The organism is Butyricimonas paravirosa, from assembly GCF_032878955.1.
Taxonomy (GTDB): domain Bacteria; phylum Bacteroidota; class Bacteroidia; order Bacteroidales; family Marinifilaceae; genus Butyricimonas; species Butyricimonas paravirosa.
Genome location: NZ_CP043839.1, coordinates 1,092,147 through 1,112,697, shown reverse-complemented (window position 1 = coordinate 1,112,697; position 20,551 = coordinate 1,092,147). Strand labels below are relative to the sequence as shown.

General features: G+C 44.9%; 14 protein-coding genes. 11 read left to right on the top strand and 3 right to left on the bottom strand.

The genetic code is table 11. The annotated features are described in order from the left end of the window. Window positions 1-6 precede the first annotated feature (6 nt). From F1644_RS04775 to F1644_RS04750, 6 genes are all read left to right on the top strand, one after another. Window positions 7-1,575, top strand: coding sequence for a RagB/SusD family nutrient uptake outer membrane protein (locus tag F1644_RS04775; RefSeq protein ID WP_158571866.1), 1,569 nt, complete (start codon window positions 7-9; stop codon window positions 1,573-1,575). A gap of 11 nt (window positions 1,576-1,586) precedes the next feature. After that, entirely contained in the window at window positions 1,587-2,498 is a 912-nt protein-coding gene (locus tag F1644_RS04770; RefSeq protein WP_087422119.1) for a hypothetical protein, read from the top strand. A 17-nt stretch (window positions 2,499-2,515) separates the two neighbouring features. Beyond that, window positions 2,516-3,196, top strand: coding sequence for an FISUMP domain-containing protein (locus tag F1644_RS04765; protein ID WP_087422120.1), 681 nt, complete (start codon window positions 2,516-2,518; stop codon window positions 3,194-3,196). A gap of 730 nt (window positions 3,197-3,926) precedes the next feature. Then, window positions 3,927-5,630, top strand: a complete 1,704-nt coding sequence (locus F1644_RS04760; protein ID WP_118301930.1) for a TldD/PmbA family protein — start codon at window positions 3,927-3,929, stop codon at window positions 5,628-5,630. Between the two features lie 27 nt (window positions 5,631-5,657). Next, window positions 5,658-7,304 carry a metallopeptidase TldD-related protein gene (locus F1644_RS04755; RefSeq protein WP_209279551.1) on the top strand — a complete coding sequence of 549 codons (1,647 nt, stop codon included), beginning with the start codon at window positions 5,658-5,660 and terminating at the stop codon, window positions 7,302-7,304. 139 nt (window positions 7,305-7,443) lie between these two features. Then, complete coding sequence (locus F1644_RS04750) at window positions 7,444-10,740, top strand: golvesin C-terminal-like domain-containing protein (protein ID WP_118301931.1); 3,297 nt, start codon at window positions 7,444-7,446, stop codon at window positions 10,738-10,740. On the opposite strand, the gene F1644_RS04745 is transcribed toward F1644_RS04750, so the two are convergent. Then, on the bottom strand, window positions 10,730-11,125 hold the full coding sequence (locus F1644_RS04745) for a response regulator (RefSeq protein ID WP_118301932.1): 396 nt from the start codon (window positions 11,123-11,125) through the stop codon (window positions 10,730-10,732). The two genes, F1644_RS04750 and F1644_RS04745, sit on opposite strands and share 11 nt — an antisense overlap. A 274-nt stretch (window positions 11,126-11,399) precedes the next feature. Between F1644_RS04745 and ybaK the strand changes: the two genes are divergently transcribed. Beyond that, complete coding sequence (gene ybaK / locus F1644_RS04740; protein WP_027199809.1) at window positions 11,400-11,873, top strand: Cys-tRNA(Pro) deacylase; 474 nt, start codon at window positions 11,400-11,402, stop codon at window positions 11,871-11,873. Between the two features lie 72 nt (window positions 11,874-11,945). Here ybaK and F1644_RS04735 read toward each other — a convergent pair whose 3' ends face one another. Next, a complete protein-coding gene (locus F1644_RS04735; RefSeq protein WP_118301933.1) occupies window positions 11,946-13,661 on the bottom strand; it encodes a sensor histidine kinase in 1,716 nt (571 codons plus the stop codon). 50 nt (window positions 13,662-13,711) lie between these two features. Beyond that, on the bottom strand, window positions 13,712-14,836 hold the full coding sequence (locus F1644_RS04730; RefSeq protein WP_087422125.1) for a histidine kinase: 1,125 nt from the start codon (window positions 14,834-14,836) through the stop codon (window positions 13,712-13,714). A gap of 225 nt (window positions 14,837-15,061) precedes the next feature. On the opposite strand from F1644_RS04730, the gene F1644_RS04725 reads away from it, so the two are divergent. From F1644_RS04725 to F1644_RS04710, 4 genes are all read left to right on the top strand, one after another. Next, a complete protein-coding gene (locus F1644_RS04725) occupies window positions 15,062-15,856 on the top strand; it encodes a metallophosphoesterase family protein (RefSeq protein ID WP_087422126.1) in 795 nt (264 codons plus the stop codon). Then, window positions 15,837-16,496: a hypothetical protein gene (locus tag F1644_RS04720; protein WP_118301934.1), complete on the top strand. Its 660-nt coding sequence runs from the start codon at window positions 15,837-15,839 to the stop codon at window positions 16,494-16,496. The genes F1644_RS04725 and F1644_RS04720 overlap by 20 nt, the downstream gene beginning before the upstream one ends. A gap of 43 nt (window positions 16,497-16,539) precedes the next feature. Further along, window positions 16,540-17,919 carry an alpha/beta hydrolase family protein gene (locus F1644_RS04715; RefSeq protein WP_118301935.1) on the top strand — a complete coding sequence of 460 codons (1,380 nt, stop codon included), beginning with the start codon at window positions 16,540-16,542 and terminating at the stop codon, window positions 17,917-17,919. Between the two features lie 362 nt (window positions 17,920-18,281). Continuing rightward, window positions 18,282-20,507 (top strand): patatin-like phospholipase family protein, encoded by a 2,226-nt coding sequence (locus F1644_RS04710; protein WP_229782463.1) that lies wholly within the window; start codon window positions 18,282-18,284, stop codon window positions 20,505-20,507. The last annotated feature ends 44 nt before the right edge of the window (window positions 20,508-20,551 follow it).

The following is a 20,551-nucleotide window of genomic DNA, read 5'->3' as shown; positions in this document are numbered from 1 at the left end:
ACAATTATGAAATATATTATTATATATAGTATAATACTTTTCTTCCTAGGAAGTTGTAGCTTTTTGGAGGAATATTCGCAAGATACCGTCCAAGTTCGTGGTTATGAAGATTTAGAAGAGTTGTTAATCGGTGAGGGATATATGAAAGTGAATGGTTCTTATTCGTTAGAACAGGTAGCTAGTTATTACCCATATCTTCACTATATGTCGGATGAAACAGAAGAATGTGAGAAAAGTGATTTCGGTTCCAGTGGTTTTAATCGAAGAGATGCTATTTTCGGATATTATACTTGGCAAGATCGTTGTGGCGTGAATGAATACGGTTCTTCTTTTGCAGATGAAAGCGGTGATTGGACGAAACTATATTACCATGTTAATATTGTAAATAGTGTCATTGACCTTATTGATGAATATATCAAGGGAGGTGATAATGAAGTAGCAGAGGCAAACCGGGTGAAAGGGGAGGCTTATTTCCTACGAGGGGCTTATTATTTTACGTTAATAAATTTGTATGGGAAACCCTATGAAATTTCCACTGCGGAGAACGATTTAGGGGTACCTTTAAAACTTACGGGGGAGATTCAAGATGTAATTTTTCAGCGCGAGAGCGTGGCCCGGGTTTATGAACAAATAGAATCGGATTTGAAGATTGCAGAAGATTGTTTGGGAAAAGCGAATTTACTTGGTACGATATATCAGGCTGATAGTACGGCTGTACATCTGCTGATGAGTCGTTTCTACCTGTACAAACAAGATTGGAAACAAGCTTTGAAGTATGCCCGAAAAGTGATTGCTGTTAAACCTGATCTCTTGGATCTGAATGGATTTTCCGGGGGATTCCTATCCAAAAGTTCTGTGGAGACAATTTTTTCAATGGGTGGTCATGCCATTACTCATAACACAGTCAATCAGTACAAGAGTTTTCAAGTATCACGTGAAATGTATGATACTTATGATATAACAGATTTAAGGAAGTCTGTTTTCTTCTGGACGTATAATGATTTTGTTGGATATGCTAAAATTGCTGAGAGTTCTTCGTTTGCGAATGATGATCCGGCTGCTGATTATTATTATAATTACACGTTAGCTTACGAGGGACGGAAAATAGAGGTATCGGATAATTTCTTGTTTCGGAATGCAGAAGCCTATTTGAACGGGGCGGAGGCAGCGGCTTATTTGGGTGATGAGGCGACGGCTCTGGATTTGTTGGAACAATTGCGAGTAAAACGTTTTAAAAATGAAAGTTATGCGACACTTCAGAAAAGCGGAGAAGAGTTAGTGACGGAAATTCGGGAAGAACGTCGGCGGGAGTTATGTCTGGAAGGACATCGTTGGTTTGATTTGAGACGGTATATGGTATGTGAAAAATATCCTTATTCCAAAGAAATTGAAAAAGTATACTATGTTTATAAAGATGATTCTTCCGATGAAAAGATCGAGAAACGGGTCTATAAATTAGAGAAGAATGATCCGGCTTATGTTTTACCGATACCCCATGAAGTATTGGAATTTCACACGGGAATGCAAAATAATCCTCATCCGGTGAGGAGTTATAGAATAGAATCATTGAATTAATAATTTGAACTATGAATATGAAACTTGAGTATTTATATATTTTGGGGTGGCTGTGTGTATGCTTGTTGTCGAGTTGTTCGGAGAAAGAAGATGTACAGCCATTGGATCTAAAAGATAATTATTACGAGATCTCTGAAGATGCCAGTGATCCGGAGTCTTTGTTACGTAAAGAATTTGAAGAAACATTGGGAATTCATTTGCTCTTCAATGACACGTTGAGAAAGGAATATCGGGGAACCGATCGATATGGTAACGATGTTTATTTCGTACAGAAAGTAGATTTCTCTTATTATTTAACATCCATGTCGAAACAAAGGTATCTTTTTGAATATCTTGATGATATTGAATCTCAACGGGCAGCTGTAGAATTTATGAAAGAGAGAATATTAAATATGTTTAGCTCGAAACTTTATCCCTATTCGTTATTGTTGGTGAAACGGATTAATGCTTATCAGGCTAGTTTAGATGGGGATCAGTACGAATTAGTTGATGAGGATATGGATTATATCGCTGGATGGAATAGTATGGCGGTAGCTTTTAGGGATATTCTAAATATGAGTGGAGAGGAAAAAGAAGAATATGCGGCTGTTGTTTTGAGACAAATTGTTTCTAATAGTATTTCTAAAGTGGAAGATTCCGAATTTGAGGAGTTTTTCTCGTTTGCGGAAGGTTATTATGAACAATGGTCTATTTTTGCTCCGTTGAATGATATTAAAACGGTGGGATTTTTGGGGTCTAATCCACTTATGGGAACCGTGAGAGTATGGTATTCGAAAGAGGAAGATTTGGCTAGTTATGTAAATGTTTTGTTAACGATGACGGAAGAAGAATTCATGACTGAAAATGGAAGTTATCCGGCTTGTGTAACGAAATGGAATGAGATGAAGAGAGTATTGATTGATCTGGGATTAAAGTTCGATTAATGATTAAATAAAGAATTATGAATAAAGGGATATTATATGTTTTCCTTGGGTTGATTTCGATCTGGGGATGTGATAATGATAATGAGGTGATACCCGTTGTTAAACCGGATGCATCGGGAACTTATGTGGATGAACGTGATGGGAATGAATATGGTTGGGTAAGATTTGGAGACTTGGAATGGATGACCAGTAATATGCGGTACGCTCCCGAATCCGGGTTGTATGGGAAATATGAAAGCGATGGGGAGTTGGGAGGTGGATCAATGAAAGAGGAGATGTACGAGAAATATGGGTATTGGTATGATTACAATGCCGCTATTTTAGTTGCTCCGGAAGGATGGCGCTTGCCAACAGACGAGGACTGGCAGAAATTGGAAATAGCTTTGGGAATGAGTGTGAAGGATGCCGCTTGTGAAGGTTTCAGGGGATATTATGAGGGTGAACTGCTACAACAAGGCGATGAGGGTACAGGAATGCAACTAACTGCTGGAGGATTTTATTCCGAGCATACGGTGGCGTATACGGAGAACTGGCGTTTCCATGGTGTGTACGGTTTTTTCTGGACTGCAACCGAAGATCCGGATAATAGTGGTTTTATTTTTTATCGTAAAATCGCTTATAATTCGACTCAGGTTTTTCGAGCAAGTACAATGAAAACCAATTGGTTGAATGTGCGATGTTGTCGGGATGTCCGTTAGGGATATAAGATATGAAATTGTTTTGTGGAATGAAAATTCCTAATAGGTTCCATGAGCCTGTTAGGAATTTATTTTTGAGTTCTATTTTCAATGAGGATTAAGGAAGGAAAAGAGGAATGGATGAAATTCGGGTGAAAAATATAAAATATTGGAGAAATAGATATTTTCGTGGAAAATTGAAAAGACACAAATGATGTATGTAAATATAATTACTGCGTTATGATTAAAAGTGTTATGATATAATTTCAACGAAATATGGTTGAAGATTTTCGTAAAGAGGCGGAGGTTGGAATGTTAAATGCTGGCGGTATAGAATAAATAATTTTGTTCTTTTGTGGTTTATATTAAAGAAATATTTACCTTTGTCTTGTCAATTCGAGAAATAATAAGAAAGTGTATAGCACATGAAGGAATAAGCCTCCGGAAGTGTGTATACACTTTTTTTATTAAATCCGAGTTGACATTCCATTTAATGATCCGGAGGCTTTTTTGGAAAACGTTTTTTGAAAAGATATAGTTACATATAAATGTAATATTTTGAATTCTAATTTGTCGACGAGGGTGAGAGTACCGTGATGGGAAATCATCCTTTTTTGCATTTCTTCACTTTAAGAAAAATTTAAAACGTTTGAGTATTGTTACACAAAAGATTCGTCTTATATTTGTTAACGAAAATAGTGCGTGATTTTTCAATGATCTTTTATTATTCACATGATTAAAACAATTACACATGAGAAAAACAGTATTGGTTATTTTTAGTTGCTTTCTCTCCCTGTTGTTTGTACCCAAGACTTACGGGCAAGGACAGGATAAGTTGCTAGGACTTCTGAAAGAAGAGTTGGCACAACAGATGAAAGAACTAAAGGGTGAAGAATTTCCCCCGTATCACATGAATTACAGGGTGATTGATGTGACTTCTTCCGTGGTATCGGCTTCTTTCGGGGCGCTGATGAACAGTCAGCAGTATCGTTCCCGGACGTTAGTTCCGCAGATTCGGTTAGGGGATGAGAAACTCGATAATTTTAGATTTAATCAAATGGGATCGGCCATGTCCCGTTTCCAAGGACCTTCCGTGGCTCGTTTACCATTGGATGAAGAAAATAATGAAGATGCCGTTCGTCAGGCTATCTGGGACGAGGTGAACAATCGTTACAAGTTTGCCGTGGATATGTACCAGAAAACGAAGGCAGAAAGCTCTGTAAACGTGGAAGAGGAGGATAAGGCTCCTTATTTTTCGGAGGCGAAAGTGGAAAAATATTACGAGGCTCCGCTTCCTGCTGAAAAAATGACGATTGATATGGATCAGTGGGCAGCCCGGATGAAAGAGATTTCAGCCGTGTTCAAAAATCAACCCGGTATTATGAAAGGGGATGCGATCATGATCTACACGGTGGAAAGACGTTATTTCGTGAACAACGAGGGAACGGAAGTCGTGCAGAATCTACCGTATACCCGTATTATGGTGTTTGGGGAGACAAAAGCCGATGACGGAATGGAATTGCCGTTGAATTTGTCTTATTTTGCTTATGATCCGGCAGATCTTCCCGCCAATGATAAGATTATTGCAGATGCTAAAGAGATGGTGAAAACATTGGAGGCTTTGCGTGTGGCTCCGGTGGTTGATCCCTACACGGGACCGGCCTTGCTATCCGGCCCTGCCAGTGGTGTGTTCTTCCACGAGATTTTCGGTCACCGGATCGAGGGACAACGTATGAAGAGCGAGAGTGACGGGCAGACGTTCAAGAAAATGATCGGTCAATTCGTGTTGCCGGAGGGTATGCACGTGTATGATGACCCGACACTTCGGAAGTATGCAGGAGAGGATTTGAACGGATTTTATAAGTATGATGATCAGGGTGTAAAAGCCGAACGGGTGGATGTTGTGGTGAACGGTAAGTTGAATGACTTCCTGATGACTCGTACCCCGATCGACGGCCATCCTCGCACGAACGGACACGCCCGTGCCAGCGACGGGTTTGACCCTGTTTCCCGCCAGTCTAATTTGGTGATCGAGACTTCTAACCCGAAGACTCCCGAAGAATTACGTCAGTTATTGATTGAAGAGGTAAAGAAACAAGGTAAAGAATACGGTTATTTCTTCAAAGAGGTGACGAGTGGATTTACATTCACGGGTAAAGGTGGTACCAATTCCTTCAACGTGACCCCGCTGGAGGTGTACAAAGTGTTTGCTGACGGTCGTCCGGACCAGTTGGTTCGTGGCGTGGATTTGATCGGAACCCCGCTTTCCATGTTCTCTAATATTATATATGCCGGAAATGATGCCCGCGTGTTCACGGGAATGTGTGGTGCTGAATCGGGTTCAATTCCTGTAACGGCTATTTCCCCGACTATCTTGGTGAATAAGGTAGAGACGCAAAGAAAAGCGAAATCACAAGATATTTTACCGATTTTACCGGCTCCGGGAACGAAATAAAGATGTGGAAATTATAAAACTAGAAAGATGAGATATATATTATCACTATTAATATTTTTCCTGCTGGTAGGGCCAGTGGTGGCACAGAATGAGCAAGATCAAGTGATCTTCAAGGCGATGCAGGATGAATTACAAAGAAATAAAGCTGAATTGGCATTGCCGGGAATGGATAAACCGTTTTATTTGTCTTTTTCTTTAGGTAGATTCCGCCAGTTTGAAGTTGTCGGGGAGCTGGGAGCGATCACGAATTCACTGGAATTGCCGTGGAGAGGGGTAGGCTCGTCTCAGTTGTTGCTGGGTGATTATAATAACACGAACGATACTCGTTTCGTGGGACAATTCATGAAGGTAGGGATGCCGGCCGAGGCGGATTATGACATGATTCGTCGTAATTTTTGGTTGGTATCCGATGCGGCTTACAAGATGGCGTTGCGTGAAGCTGCTGCCAAAGAAGCGGCCTTGAAGTCAAACCCGCAAACTCCGGAGGAGGCTCAATTGCCGGACTTGGTGAAGGCAGAACCGATCACGAAGATCGTGGAAAGTAAGGTTCCCTATGAAATTGATATAAAGAAATGGGAAAACACGATTCGTGAACTTTCCGCGATATTCAAGAATTACAAGGAAATTTACAACTCATCCGTGGGTATTAGCGGTTTGGATATGGAAGTTTACAAACAGACGAGCGAGGACGTGACCATGAAACAACCGGTTACTTATGCGAATCTGTTTGCACAAGGATATGTAACCACGGAAGACGGGGTACGGATCGGGGATGCGCTTTCTATTTTGGTTGCTCGCCCGCAGGATATGCCTTCTTTGGAAGATTTGAAAAAGAAAGTAACTGCTTTTGCTGAAAATCTGATGAAGTTGAGAAATGCCCCAGTGGTTGAAGAATTCTATTCCGGGCCGGTTCTTTTTGAAGACGGGGCTTCTTCCAGTATCTTCGTGAACAACCTGTTGAATCAAGGGGGATTATTTGCTTATCGTAAGCCGATTGGTCAGGCGGGAGGCAGAACGTTGGAAGGTCGTATCGGGAGAAAGATTATTGACAACCGTTTGACCGTGAAAAATTACACTAGCTTGGAGAAATACGATGGGACCCCGTTGTTAGGTGCTTACGAGATCGATGCGGAGGGTGTTATTCCGGAAAAGGAGATGACGCTGGTTGACAAGGGGATCTTGCGCCAAATGTTGAATGGTCGGGTACCTTCTTTGAAAACTCAGCACTCCACGGGTAGCTCTCGTTTCGTGATGACCGGAAGTGATATAGTTTATGCCACGGCTCCGGGAACTATTCATATCCAAGTAGATAAGGGAACGAAACAGGACAAGATGAAAAAAGCATTAATCAAGGCTGCCAAGGATGAAGGGTTGGATTATGCTTACATCGTGCGCAGTATTGCTGGACCGGCATCCCGTATTTACAAGGTTGACGTGAAAGATGGTAGTGAAACGCAGGTTCGTTTCGGTGATGTTTCTGCCATTAATTTGGCGAAGATCAAACGGGTACTGGACATTTCAAGTAAAGAAAACGTGTCTAACTACATCCTGAATCGTCAAGTGCTTTCTTCTTTGATTTATCCGGCCTCGGTTTTGATTGAGGACGTGGAAATCAACAAGTCTGAACCGAAGAAAGAGAAAGAACCGGTGTTGAAATTCCCGTTGCAGAGATAATGTAGCCGAGTGGCTAATTTTATAAACTTTACAAACTAGGGGTATGTCGAGAAAGACGTACCCCTTTTTATTGTAATGTTCACTGGGAATGAATACCTTTGTTCAGTAGGTTGGTTGTTACTTTTTTAAGATAATAGGTATGACATTTGAAAATATACGTCTGGTGGCCCGTTACGAGCGAAACCTGATCATAAGAAATAAGTTGTTTTGGATATTCGCTTGTTGTGTAGTTGCGGGAATCTCTCTTTCGCACTGGCTATGGCAAAGCGATTCATTAGGTGGGCTCAGGTGGTTAAACAGGGCTTTGCCTTCGTTTATTCCTTTTTGGAATGCCTGGTTTTATAATTTGGTGCAAGGGATTATCGTGATTTTTATCGGTATTGATTTCGTGTGGCGGGATCGGCGTTTGGAGACGAATGCCGTGTTCTCTGCCCGTCCGGTGACTAATTTGGCTTATCAAACGGGAAAGGTGTTGGGGATCGTAGAGGTTTGCCTCGTGCTGAACTTGATAACGATGGGATTAGGGATGATTTTCCATATCTTGTTCGGGGAACCGGGAACTTTCCAGTTGAAGATTTATTTTGTTTACCTGTTCGTGATGACCTTGCCCACGCTGTTTTTCGTGTTGGGAGTCGCTTTAATCGTGGCTAACCGGGTAAAGAATCATGCCTTGGCAGTATTGGTATTGTTGGCTGTATTTGCTGCCTTTTATTTCGGGACCACGGATTTATTGTGGGGTACCGTTGACCCGTGGGGGCGTGCATTGCCGCTTCTGTTCTCGGATGTGACGGGAATGACCCGTCCGGAGTGGGTTGTTTTACAACGGGGAATGTTTGTTTTTCTGGGATTGGGGCTTGTTGTGCTGGCTATGGGAATGATGCCGCGTTTGTCGGAACGGGCAGGTGTTACGTGGAAAGTGAGGGCCGGGGGATGGACATTCTTGCTGATCGGTATCTTGTTCGGGGGGGCTTATTACGGTATATTTCACGAGCTAAATAATCGAAGAGACTTGTACCGGGAGGTATTCGAAAAGTACGCCGAAGTGAAAGGGGGACACGTTAAGGCGCATAATATCTATTTTCGTCAGGAAGGGGATAAAATAACGGGGGAGAGTGATCTGGTGGTGGCAAACGTGGGAGGACAGCCCTTAGTTCGCCCCGTGCTTTACTTGAATCCGGGATTAGAGGTAACGGCCTTGACAAGCGGGCAAGGGGAGAACTTGTCTTATACCCGGGAATCCCAAGCCATCCTTTTGGAGAGAGCGTTACAACCCAGTGAAGAAATCCTTTTACACGTGGTTTACGAGGGAAAGATTGATGAGGCAATTTGTTTCCTGGATTTCACGGACGAGGAGTTTCATGATACCCGCTTGATGAGCTTTTTCCGGACGTATCATTCGATGTTCCGTCATGGAAGGTGTTTTGCTCGTGTCGGGGATGATTACACGTTGCTTTTCCCTGAATGTTTGTGGTATCCGGTTGCCGTTCCCCCGGTAAACGTGAATGCCCCGTTGGCTAGTCAGTATGATTTTACCCGTTACCGGTTGAAAGTCGGGAAAGTCGGGAAACGAGTGGCTATCTCGCAAGGAGAGATGGAGATGAGTGGGGATACTACAGTCTTTAGAAACCGGGAGCCATTACCTTCTCTAAGTCTGACTATCGGGGAGTACGAACGGAGGAGTATCGTGTTAGACTCGTTGACGTTCGAGTTGTATCATTTCCCCGGGCATGACTTCTTCATGCGGGATTACACGAGTCTGAAGGATTCCGCCGAGTTCCTTGTGGAAGAGCCGATAAGTATGATGCGGGAAGTAAAGGGGGGGGATTATCCTTTTTGCAAGTTTACTTTGGTCGAGACTCCGGTGAATTTTATTCCACACCAACGGAAAGGGGTTACGGGAAGTCAATTTGTACAGCCGGAGATACTATTTTATCCGGAGAGAATGTACTTGGGTTATTATGCGCACGTGGGCTTTTGGCCGGGAGATGAGGATGAAAGGACTCGTTTCGAGTTGGAGGTGGAGGCGTTTCGTAATTTGTTAGCCGTGAATTTACTTGCGGGTGTTTTTGATTGTTCAGTTCTGTTTGGTGATTTCGGGGGTGTTCTACAATCGGATGAATATCCGGGTTTTGGAGGTATCGTGAACGATTTAGCCAAAGTTGACTTTTCTAACGGGCCGATGGTGTACGTGGGAGAAGAGATCAGTTATTCTGAGATTGTCACTTATTGGAAGGGGAAATCCATGCGGGAGGCTTTCGTGGATCAAGAGGTGAAGGGGGAGCAATTACAGAAATTATTGAGGAAGAAATACGAGTTGATTCAAAAACATTTGCAGGCGCTTGTCGGGGAGCGGGAATTATTCAATTTTATGAAACAATTTAAGCAAAGTCATTTGTTTATGCGACCTGATTTCGAAGAGCTAGAACGGGAGTTTAATGCTCGTTTTCATGTGAATCTTCGGGAGATTTTGAATTATTATTACGAGGGGAAGGAGTTACCGGCTCTATTTATCCGGGATTTGAAAGTGGAATTGTATGAAGAGGACGAGGAGACTAAAAATATAGGTAGCTGTAAAATATATAATCCTACTTCAGTTCCGGCAGTTGTGACACTGAGCGTGGCAACGTATTCCATGGGGGATAACGAGAACGGGTCCGGGCTACGTAACTATTTAATTCCGGGACATAGTTGTAAAGAGATTCGGGCCGATTTAGGTATGCGTGATGTTTTCGCGTTAGGAATGAATCTCAGTCAGAATCTTCCTGGGGAGAATGTCTTGGAATGGACTTCATCCAAAGATTTGTCAAAAACGAAAGATGGGAAAACGGGTATTTGGACTGTGGATAGTGCTATTTTTACTCGGAAGGTTCCGGGAATGATTGTGAATGCCGAGGACCCCGGTTTTGTGATTCACGAGAAAAAGCGGAAAGGGAAACTGGCCGCTTATTTCTCAACAGGTGAGAACGGGAAAAAGTATAGTTACGTGTATGACCACGAGCATTGGACTTTGACTATGGATAGCCATTGTTACGGGGATATCGTGAAGAGTGCTTATTATAAAATTGCCGGAACCGGGAAATCTAAGGTGGAGTGGAAAGTGAACGTGGAAAATCCCGGGAAGTACGAGGTTTTTGTTTATGTCCCGGACGTGGAGGCGACTTCAGCCCGTAAGGTTTTTATCGGGGGAGCGAGACTTTTTTATCAGGTGACATCCGCGGATGACGTCACGGACGTGGAAGTGTTGTTGGATAACGAGGAACCGGGATGGATCTCTTTGGGGAAATATTATTTTGATCGTGGTGAGTATAGCGTGTTTTTGAGTGACCGGGGTGGTGATTCTTTAACGTGGGAGAATGATGGCACTTACGCGTGGGAACGGGATGCCGTGCAGTTGATTTTTGCCAATGCCGTGAAATGGATTCCCGTTAGTGAATAGAAATGTGATGTTCTTTAATAGATAGCAAGAGGGAAATGGTGCTTGTCAACTTTTTAGCATCCACGGGTTTCATGATATAGGCATTACACCCGCACGAGTAAGCTGTTTGTTTGTCTTGTTCGAAGGCGTATGCGCTGACAACAATGATCGGAATGTCATGATCTATTTCCCGAATAGCTTGCATGGCTGTAAAACCGTCCATGTGGGGCATTTTTATATCCATTAAGATTGCATCGGGAGGAAAATTCTTGAATAGTTGGATGGCTTCAATTCCATCATGTGCATGAATGATCTGGTAATCTCTTTTTAATAAAGCGAATAAAAGCAAGTAGTTACTTTCATCATCTTCTGCAATAAGAATTATAGGGCGTTTCTCTGGTTCCATAAGGTGTTTAACGCTATTCGTGTTGTAATTTTGTACATTCAATAAATGAACGTTTATTATGTCTCATTTATTGACTCCAATAAATCGGATTGTTATTTTTATTTCTCATTGATCATGAGAAATAAAAATAAGCAACCGCTGATATGAAGTAAAATAATATGTACATTAATAAACGTTCGTTTAATGATATGATTTCCATGTCAGAAATTGCACCTATTTTACTCCAATTTTCCGGTGATTCATTATTTTTGTATAGAAGTAAAATTGTGTAGATATGAAGGCCAAGATAAATAAGACGAATGCTGTTCGTTTGCTGGATAAAGCGAAGATTGACTACGAGTTAATTCCTTACGAGGTGGATGAAAATGATCTGGCTGCGGCTCACGTGGCGGCACAGTTGGGGGAGAATATCGAACAGGTGTTCAAAACGTTAGTACTGCATGGGGATCGGGGTGGTTACTTTGTTTGTGTTATTCCGGGTGATCATGAACTGGATTTAAAAGTGGCGGCTAAAGCGTCCGGGAACAAGAAAGCGGATTTGATTCCGATGAAGGAATTATTGCCTATTACCGGGTACATCCGGGGAGGTTGCTCGCCTATCGGGATGAAAAAAGAGTTCCCCACGTTTATTCATGAAAGTTGTTTAAAGTTCGAATACATTTATATCAGTGCGGGTGTTCGGGGATTACAAATCCGGCTAAACCCGAAAGATTTAATCACTTATACCCGGGCGACGTTGATAAGTTAAAAGTTAAAAGATAAAAACTAAAAGTTGAAGGAGAGCCAACTTTTAGCTTTTAGTTTTTACTTTTTAGTTCTTTTATCGGACTGGAAATGCGATTGTGAACTTACTTCCTTTTCCGATCTCGCTTTCAACCCAGATTTTTCCATCATGAGCTTCCACGAAATCTTTAGAAATGGCTAGTCCTAGCCCGCTACCTTGTACTTTGGTCCCCGGAACCCGGAAATAGCGGTCGAATATGCTTTGGTGGTATCTGGGGTCGATTCCTTTTCCGAAATCCTGCACGAATATTTGTATGGTCTGGTCCACTTCCTTGGCTCCCACGATGATCCGGGAGTTCTCTTTCGAATAATGGATAGCATTGGAGAGGAGATTCGTGATCACCCAAGCTATTTTTTCACTATCTACAAATAGTTTATGAATCTTTTCGGGGTACTCCACTTCAATATTGCATCCGAAACGTTCGGCAAGTACCCGGGTAGCTGCCACGGCATAGTTGATCAATTCGATCGGTTTCGTGATCTTCGGGCTTAAAATCAGCTTTCCGGTTTCCACTTGTGTCAATTTGAGTAGTTCTCCTGTGATATTTAACAGTCGGTCGCTATTTTCTTTTATGCTACTCGCGAGAGATTGTTGCTCGTCGTTCAAGCTGCCAATCCGTTGATCTTCCAGTAATTTCAAGCTCATCATGATAGCTGAAATCGGGGTTTTAAGCTCGTGCGAGATCGTGGAGATAAAAGTTGTTTTGGCCGAATCTAGTTCTTTGAATTCCGTGATATTCTTTAACAAGATCACGTTGCCGACCTGTTTTTCTCCCTCGGTTTCGGTCTCCGTCAATTTAATCGGCACGTAAACGGCTTGGAAAAAACTCTCCTTGTCGTCGGCGTATATCTTTAGCGGCTCGTGCTTTTCGTTTGGATGTACCAGTTCGCGAATAAGGCGGCGTAACAAGTCGTTCTTCAACGATAACTCGTCGGCAGATTGATGAATCATCTGTTCCCGTTTGAGGTTTAACACGGTCAAAGCCTCATTGTTCACGAAAAGAATTTGTCGATCATGATCCAGACCGATAATCGGTTCATGAATACTGTTGACGATAGCCTCCAAGTATTTTTTGCTGGATAACAGGGTCGCCAGTGAACTTTGCTGGTACTCTTCCAGACGTTCGGCCATATCGTTGAAAGAAGTTGCCACTTCATTAAATTCCCGTGTAGAGTCGAAATGCAGGCGTTTACTGTAATTGCGGTGGGCAATCTCCACGATCCCGCGTGTCAACTCGCTGATCGGGCGGGTAATTTGCGAGGGGAACAACAGGAGCAGGGCAAGGGCAATCCCGACACTGCATATCCCGATAATGGAAATCCATAACGTGGCTTGCCGGGCCGTGTCTTCGGCAATCACGCTATTGCGTTGAATCGAGGCCATGTTCAGGCTCATGATCTGGTTCAGATCCAGCCGGAGTTGCCGGATGTTCTGTTCGCTAGGATTCTCGTCCAGCAATTTGAAATGGCGGGCCAAGCGGTCGGTGGCTTCCGACTCGTTGATTTCCGTGATATTCAGTCTCTGTTTTTCGAGGTTTTCCATGAATATATTCAACGCTTCCCGGTCCGTTTCAAGATTATCGAGGGCATAAAGCATTCCTTTCGCATAATCGAGCGAATTGTAGTTATCGGACAGGATATTTTTCGTGTCGTCGGCCAGTTTATCAATGTAACTGATCGCCAGAACACCGAGTAGCACGATGATCATGAAAAGGAGACCGATTCCCGATGTTAATTTCGTTTTTATTTTCATACCCCTAAACTTAATTCGATTTAATGATATTTTCAAGAATTCTTCCGTGTTTATGAACCGAGAATGATTAAATCTACATTTAATATCGCCAGATTATTCAATAACCTCTTGTATCGAAGGGCAGAACGCACGTACGAGAACAACTGGATGTTGGGTTTTCCCACGCAAACCGTGCTAATCTGCCTTTCCCGGCAAACATTGATGATGGTTCCGATAATGTCGTCCGATTGTATTTGAAGTACCTCTCCGCCCAGTTCTGATGCCAGCTTGAAATGATTGATCAGGTAACGTTGCTTGGCCAGTGGGATGCGGTCAGCGCTTTCGTGGCGGGTTTGCACGTGGAGGACCACGAATTTGCTATTGTAATGGGTGGCTAGGCGTGCCACTTTCCGGATGAGTTTGCGCGGTGTTTTTTCCTGACTACTGATACAGGCTAAGAAGCGTTCATGGCGCAGGCCGATATTTTCCACCACCTCGTTTTCCACCTTTTTCTCCACCCGTAGGGCGACCTCTTTCAAGGCTAGTTCCCGGAGTTGAAGGATGTTTTCCGATTTGAAGAAGTTACGCAGGGCCAGTTCAATTTTATCCGGTTTGTAAATCTTTCCGGCTTTTAACCGGGAGATCAATTCTTCAGCGGTCAAGTCGATGTTCACCACCTCGTCGGCCTGTCCTAACACGCTATCGGGGACACGTTCTTTTACCTCGATTCCGGAAATGTCCTGTACCTCCCCGTTCAGGCTTTCGATGTGCTGGATATTCACGGCCGTGATAACATTAATCCCCGCGTCCAGCAAGTCAAGCACGTCCTGCCAGCGTTTCTCGTTCACGCAACCCTCGATATTCGTGTGGGCCAGTTCATCGACAATCACCACTTCCGGGTGTATTTGTAAAATTGCCTGTAAATCCATCTCTTCGACTTCCTTGCCCTTGTAAAATAGTTTTTTACGGGGAATAACGGGAAGACCTTCCAGTTTGGCTGCCGTGTCGACACGACCGTGTGTTTCCGCGTAACCTACTTGTACATCAACTCCCGCGGTAAGCAAATCATGTGCTTCCCGTAACATCCGATAAGTTTTTCCAACCCCGGCAATCATGCCGATATATATCTTTAAATGACCTCTCTTAGCCTTTCTTATAAGACTGAGGAAGTGTTCAACGTTCTGTTCCTTGTCCATAACGACCAACAAGATAGCAAAAAATATGCAAGATGATTGTTGTCTGGTTTATTTGCTTGTTAATCAGTGTTTTGTTGTGATTTTGTCGGATTGGTAAATGATAAAACCTTTTCATTTTGGTAGGGTATCTTTCCAAAATGGTAACCGTGTCGGTTTTATATTAATAATCATTCTAAATAATTTGGTCTGCTTTTTGCATTATCGGGACTATAAACTGGTATTGCAATGAAAAGAGTAATTTTATATGGAATAGTGCTACTTCTATGCGGGTGTGATTTAATCGAGTATCATCCGTACGATGTTCGTTTACATGGAGAAACGGGTATAAATGCGAAGAATATAGCTCGTATAGAAGAAATCTGCGAGGGGAAAGACACCTTGCGGTTCGTGTTAATGGGTGATAGTCAGCGTTGGTATGATGAAACGGAAGATTTCGTGAAAGCGCTCAACAAGCGGGACGACGTGGACTTCGTGATTCACGGGGGAGATATATCCGATTTCGGCTTGACGAAGGAGTTCCTGTGGGTGCGGGATATTATGGGAAAGCTGAAGGTGCCTTACGTGGCCTTGTTGGGGAATCACGATATTCTCGGAAACGGGATGGATGTTTTCCTGAAGGTATACGGGGATGAGAATTTCTCCTTCCGGGCGGGGAATACTAAATTTGTTTGCATGAACACGAATGCCTTGGAATTCGACTACTCACACCCGGTGCCGGACTTTACCTTCATGTACAATGAATTGCAGGACACGGTGGGATGTCCCCGGACGGTTCCGGTGATGCACGTGCAACCTTTCAACGTGGAGTTCAACAATAACGTGGCCCGTGGTTTTCATGCCTTGTTGCTGGAATTTCCGGGGGTGGAGTTCTGTTTGCACGCACACAGTCACACGCTACTTCATGAAGAGTTGTTCGAGGACGGGATTCCGTATATCGGTTGTGCCGCGATGAAAGATAAGAATTATTTGTTATTCACCTTAACGCCGGGAGGGTACGAGTATGAAGTGGTCTATTATTAGAGTCGGCATCGTGGCCATGTTCATGAGTATGGCTACAATCGTGTTGGGTATGACGGATGATGACCGGGAGCAACGCCGGGCAGAACGGCATCAGCGTAAGTTGCAGCAATATAAATCCGGGTGGAACCGTCTGATCCCGAAGTACCAGAACGTGCAATATGCCGGTTCTATGGGATTGCTCTCCCTTGGCGTAGGTTGGGATTACGGGCGAAAGAAACAGTGGGAAACGGAGATCATGTTCGGCTTGATTCCTCGTTTTTCTTCCAACAAGGCAAAAGTAACGTTCACGTTGAAACAAAATTACGCACCGTGGGAGGTTAGTCTCGGTGGCAAGTGGTGGTTGGAACCACTGGTGACGGGACTGTACATGAACACGGTGTTATCCGATGATTTCTGGGTGAAGGAACCGGAAAAATACCCGAATAACTATTATAAGTTTTCCACCCGTGTACGCTTTCATATCTTTACCGGGCAGCGAATTGCTTTTGATCTGGGGCCTCATTCTCCCTTTCGTCGAATCACGGCATTTTACGAGTTGAGTACCTGTGATCTTTACATCATCAGTAGTGCTACGAATAAATACGTGAGAACATGGGATATACTGAGTCTCTCGTTTGGTGTGAAATTGCATATCTTGTAATTATTTCTCGTATATTTGTTGAATAATGTAAACAAGAAATAGCATGAAAAGAGTATTTGTATCCGTATTTTTTGTCCTCGTGGCGATGATCGTGAACGCGCAGGATATTGCCGGACATTGGGGTGGAACCTTGAATATTCAGGGCGTGAAATTAAGGCTTGTTTTTCATGTTTCCCGTTCCGGGGATTCATGGACGACGACGATGGATAGCCCTGATCAGGGGGCAAAGGGAATTCCCACGGGGAAAACGGAGTACGCAGATAGCGTGTTGACCATCACGGCTCCGGCCCTTGGAATGAAATTCTCCGGGAAATGGCAGGGATCCGATAGGATACAAGGAACTTTCGTGCAGGGCGGGTTGACGCTGCCGTTGGAATTAATGCGGGGCAACGAGGAAAAGCCTCTCTCGCGTCCACAGGAACCCAAGCCACCCTATCCATACCGGGTAGAGGAAGTGACCTTTGAAAACACGAAAGCGGGCGTGACCTTGGCGGGTACGCTGACTTTACCGGAAAAGGGCGATTATTACCCGGTTGTCGTGTTGATTTCCGGTAGCGGGCCGCAAAACCGGGATGAAGAGGTGTTGGGACATAAACCTTTTCTCGTGCTTGCCGACTATCTCACCCGGCAGGGGATCGGGGTGCTACGTTTCGATGATCGGGGAGTGGGACAATCAACCGGGAATTTCGAGACGGCAACCACGCTTGATTTCGCCGATGACGTGGAGGCTGCTGTAAACTTTTTGAAGAATGATCGAAAGATACGAAATATAGGACTTGTCGGGCATAGTGAAGGCGGGATGATCGCCCCCCTCGTGGCCAGTCGTTCCGGGGACGTGGCTTTTATCGTCCTGTTGGCAGGGCCCGGGCTACGGGGTGATCATATATTACTGGAACAGCAAAAAGAGATGGGACGGGTGACGGGAGCGACTGCCGGGGAGCTGGATTACTCGGCTGCCGTGAATCGCCGATGTTTTGACATCGTGCTGGCGAGCGCGTCGAGTCGGGAGGCCGAACCGCTTTTGAAAGCGTACATGGATAGTTTGAACCAAGCGGGGAAATTGCCGATAAACCTGAAGGACGAGCGAGGTGCCGAACTTTGGCGTCGTCAAGTGCTATCCCCGTGGATGTATTTCTTCGTGAAATACGACCCTGTTCCCGTTTTGAGGGACGTGAAATGTCCGGTACTGGCTTTGAACGGGAGTCGTGACCTGCAAGTCTTGCCAGGAAACTTGGGGATCATCAAGAAAGGTTTGGAGGCTGGGAGAAACCGGAGCGTGACCGTGAAGGAACTACCCGGGTTAAATCATCTTTTCCAGACTTGCGAATCGGGTTCACCCGCTTTATACGGCACGATAGAGGAAACTTTTTCGCCCGTGGCCTTGAAAGAGATCGGGGATTGGATCAAGGGGAAAGGATTTTAGATTTTAAATTTTAGATTTATGATTTCCACCAACGGGACTAACGCTTTAACTACCCCCTCCGGCTCCCCCTTACACAGGGGGAGAGACGGACGCAAGAAGGCACAACAATGTAACAATGCAGCCTGTCGGGGCTTTCCCAAAAAGTCATTTAATTTCAAAAAACTCCTCCGTCACTTCGTGCCACCTCCTCTATAAACAGAGGAGGAGCTGGTGACTCTTCCCGAAGACAGAGGGTATTTCAACTCTCCCTCTGTTTATAGAGGGAGTACCCCGAAGGGGGGAGGGAGTTTGAAAATGACTTTTGAACAGCCCCTTCGAGGGGGGCATTCTAAACTCTAAATTCTAAATTAAAAATATATACCATGCAATACCCGCAACTTTCCCGATACCCGAAATTCCATGCCCCGGTTGCCCGACGCCTGTTCGTGATCGGCTTGTTATTGCTGTTGATGCTCCCGACCGTGGAGGCACAACGGAAAAAGGTGGGCGTCGTGTTAAGCGGAGGGGGAGCGAAGGGCGTGGCACACATCGGCGTGTTGAAAGTGTTGGAAAAAGCGGGAATCCCCGTGGATGTCATCGTGGGAACCAGCATGGGCTCCATCGTGGGCGGTCTGTATGCCATCGGTTATTCGGCCGATCAACTGGATAGCCTCGTGCGGGTGCAGGATTGGATGTTCCTTCTAAGTGATAAAGTGAACCGCTATGACCTGCCTTTCGGGGAGAAGGAACAGGATGGCAAGTACCTGCTTTCCGTCCCTTTTGACCGGGGGAAAAAGCGTCCGTCAGGTTTTATCAGCGGGCAGAACGTGTATAATCTCTTTTCCGATCTCACGATTGGTTATCATGATTCCCTTGATTTCCTGCAATTACCGATCCCGTTTGCCTGCGTGGCGGCGGATATGTTCCACCGGGAAGAGATCGTGATGAAGGGAGGGAATCTCGTGCAGGCGATGCGGGCGAGCATGGCCATTCCGGGCGTGTTTACCCCGGTGAGGACGGGTGACCGGGTACTGGTTGACGGGGGAATATTGAATAATTTCCCGACAGACGTGGCTCGTGAGTTGGGCGCGGAGATCGTGATCGGGGTTGACGTGCAGGCCGATTTGATGAAGGAGGATAAGTTGGAGTCTGTTTCCGGCGTGATCCCGCAGATCATCAACCTTCTCTGCATGAACAAGCACGAGGCGAACGTGAAGCTTGCCGATCTGGTGATTCGTCCCGATATGAAAGGATACACGGCCGCCAGTTTCAGCGCCCGCGCGATCGATTCGCTACTGGCCCGGGGAAAGGTGGCGGCACTGCAACAATGGTCCGAGATCATGCGGGTAAAAGAATTGATCGGGGAGTCCGAGAACGTGGACAACGAAATCCCGAAAGCCCGTCAACCGGAAAAAATAGCCATCCGGAATGTTATTATCCGGGGACTCTCCTTACGGGAGGAAGGATGGGTGCGTCGGAAAATGCGGATAGAGGAAAATAGTGAGATCACGTTGAATGATATTCATCGTGAAATAGCGATTTTATACGGCACGAAAGCATTCGTGGCGGTGAATTACCGGTTGCTGGGGACAGCTCCCTACGATTTGGAGTTAAGCCTGAAATCCAATCCCATGAGTACGCTGAATATCGGTTTCCGGTTTGATTCGGAGGATATGGCGGCCATCTTGTTGAACACGACTTTAAACAACAGGAGTCTGCGAGGGTCACAACTGGCGTTAACCGGGCGTTTGAGCAAGAATCCTTGCGTGAAACTGGAATATTCACTGGAAAATACTTTCTTGCGAGGGTTTAACCTCGCTTACATGTTCCGCTACAATGACGTGGATTATTACCGGAAGGGGAAGAAAACGAATAACGTGACTTATCGTTACCACGCGGGGGAACTTGGGCTGTCCAGCCTGTACCTGCGTAATTTTAAGTTCAAGGTGGGGTTACGCTACGAGTATTTTGATTACAATTCCTTGCTTTTCTCCAACGAGGACGAGGTGATGAGCGTTCGTCCCGAGGGCTTTTTCAGTTATTACGGGGTGGCGGAACTGGACACGTACGATCGTCGGTTCTACCCCTCCCGGGGCGTTTCCTTAGAGGCCGCTTACTCGTTGTACACGGATAACTTGGCGACGTATGACGGGGGATCGCCGTTTTCCGCCCTGTCGGTTCGTTTCTGCCCGGTTGTTTCCCTTTCCGACCGTTTGAAATTACTACCTTCTGCGTTCGGGCGAGTGTTGATCGGGCATGATCCTGCCTATTCTTACTTTAATAATCTCGGGGGAACGGAGTTCGGACGTTACAACACGCAGCAGATGCCTTTCGTGGGAATTAACCACGTGGAGGTATTCGAGAATGCCGTGATCGTGGGGAAATTGGAATTTCGCCAACGCATGGGGCGAAAGCACTATCTTTCCGTTATCGGGAACTATGCCTTGCAAGACGATAACTTCTTTGACCTCTTCGGTCGTAAAGGTATATGGGGCGGGGGAATCGGTTATTCCCGGGATTCTATGCTGGGACCGATTGATCTGGTCTTTACTTTCTCCGACTGGTCGGAAAAGTTAGGGTGTTACTTTAATCTGGGATTTTATTTTTGAGGGGAAAGACAAGGCAATTGAAAATGAGAGGACTACCCCCTCCG

Excerpts from the sequence above, each read along its gene's own strand:
- F1644_RS04775 (WP_158571866.1), top strand. The coding sequence starts at position 7 with ATGAAATATATTATTATATATAGTATAATACTTTTCTTCCTAGGAAGT.
- F1644_RS04770 (WP_087422119.1), top strand. The coding sequence starts at position 1,587 with ATGAATATGAAACTTGAGTATTTATATATTTTGGGGTGGCTGTGTGTA.
- F1644_RS04765 (WP_087422120.1), top strand. The coding sequence starts at position 2,516 with ATGAATAAAGGGATATTATATGTTTTCCTTGGGTTGATTTCGATCTGG.
- F1644_RS04760 (WP_118301930.1), top strand. The coding sequence starts at position 3,927 with ATGAGAAAAACAGTATTGGTTATTTTTAGTTGCTTTCTCTCCCTGTTG.
- F1644_RS04755 (WP_209279551.1), top strand. The coding sequence starts at position 5,658 with ATGAGATATATATTATCACTATTAATATTTTTCCTGCTGGTAGGGCCA.
- F1644_RS04750 (WP_118301931.1), top strand. The coding sequence starts at position 7,444 with ATGACATTTGAAAATATACGTCTGGTGGCCCGTTACGAGCGAAACCTG.
- F1644_RS04745 (WP_118301932.1), bottom strand. The coding sequence starts at position 11,125 with ATGGAACCAGAGAAACGCCCTATAATTCTTATTGCAGAAGATGATGAA.
- ybaK (WP_027199809.1), top strand. The coding sequence starts at position 11,400 with ATGAAGGCCAAGATAAATAAGACGAATGCTGTTCGTTTGCTGGATAAA.
- F1644_RS04735 (WP_118301933.1), bottom strand. The coding sequence starts at position 13,661 with ATGAAAATAAAAACGAAATTAACATCGGGAATCGGTCTCCTTTTCATG.
- F1644_RS04730 (WP_087422125.1), bottom strand. The coding sequence starts at position 14,836 with ATGGACAAGGAACAGAACGTTGAACACTTCCTCAGTCTTATAAGAAAG.
- F1644_RS04725 (WP_087422126.1), top strand. The coding sequence starts at position 15,062 with ATGAAAAGAGTAATTTTATATGGAATAGTGCTACTTCTATGCGGGTGT.
- F1644_RS04720 (WP_118301934.1), top strand. The coding sequence starts at position 15,837 with ATGAAGTGGTCTATTATTAGAGTCGGCATCGTGGCCATGTTCATGAGT.
- F1644_RS04715 (WP_118301935.1), top strand. The coding sequence starts at position 16,540 with ATGAAAAGAGTATTTGTATCCGTATTTTTTGTCCTCGTGGCGATGATC.
- F1644_RS04710 (WP_229782463.1), top strand. The coding sequence starts at position 18,282 with ATGCAATACCCGCAACTTTCCCGATACCCGAAATTCCATGCCCCGGTT.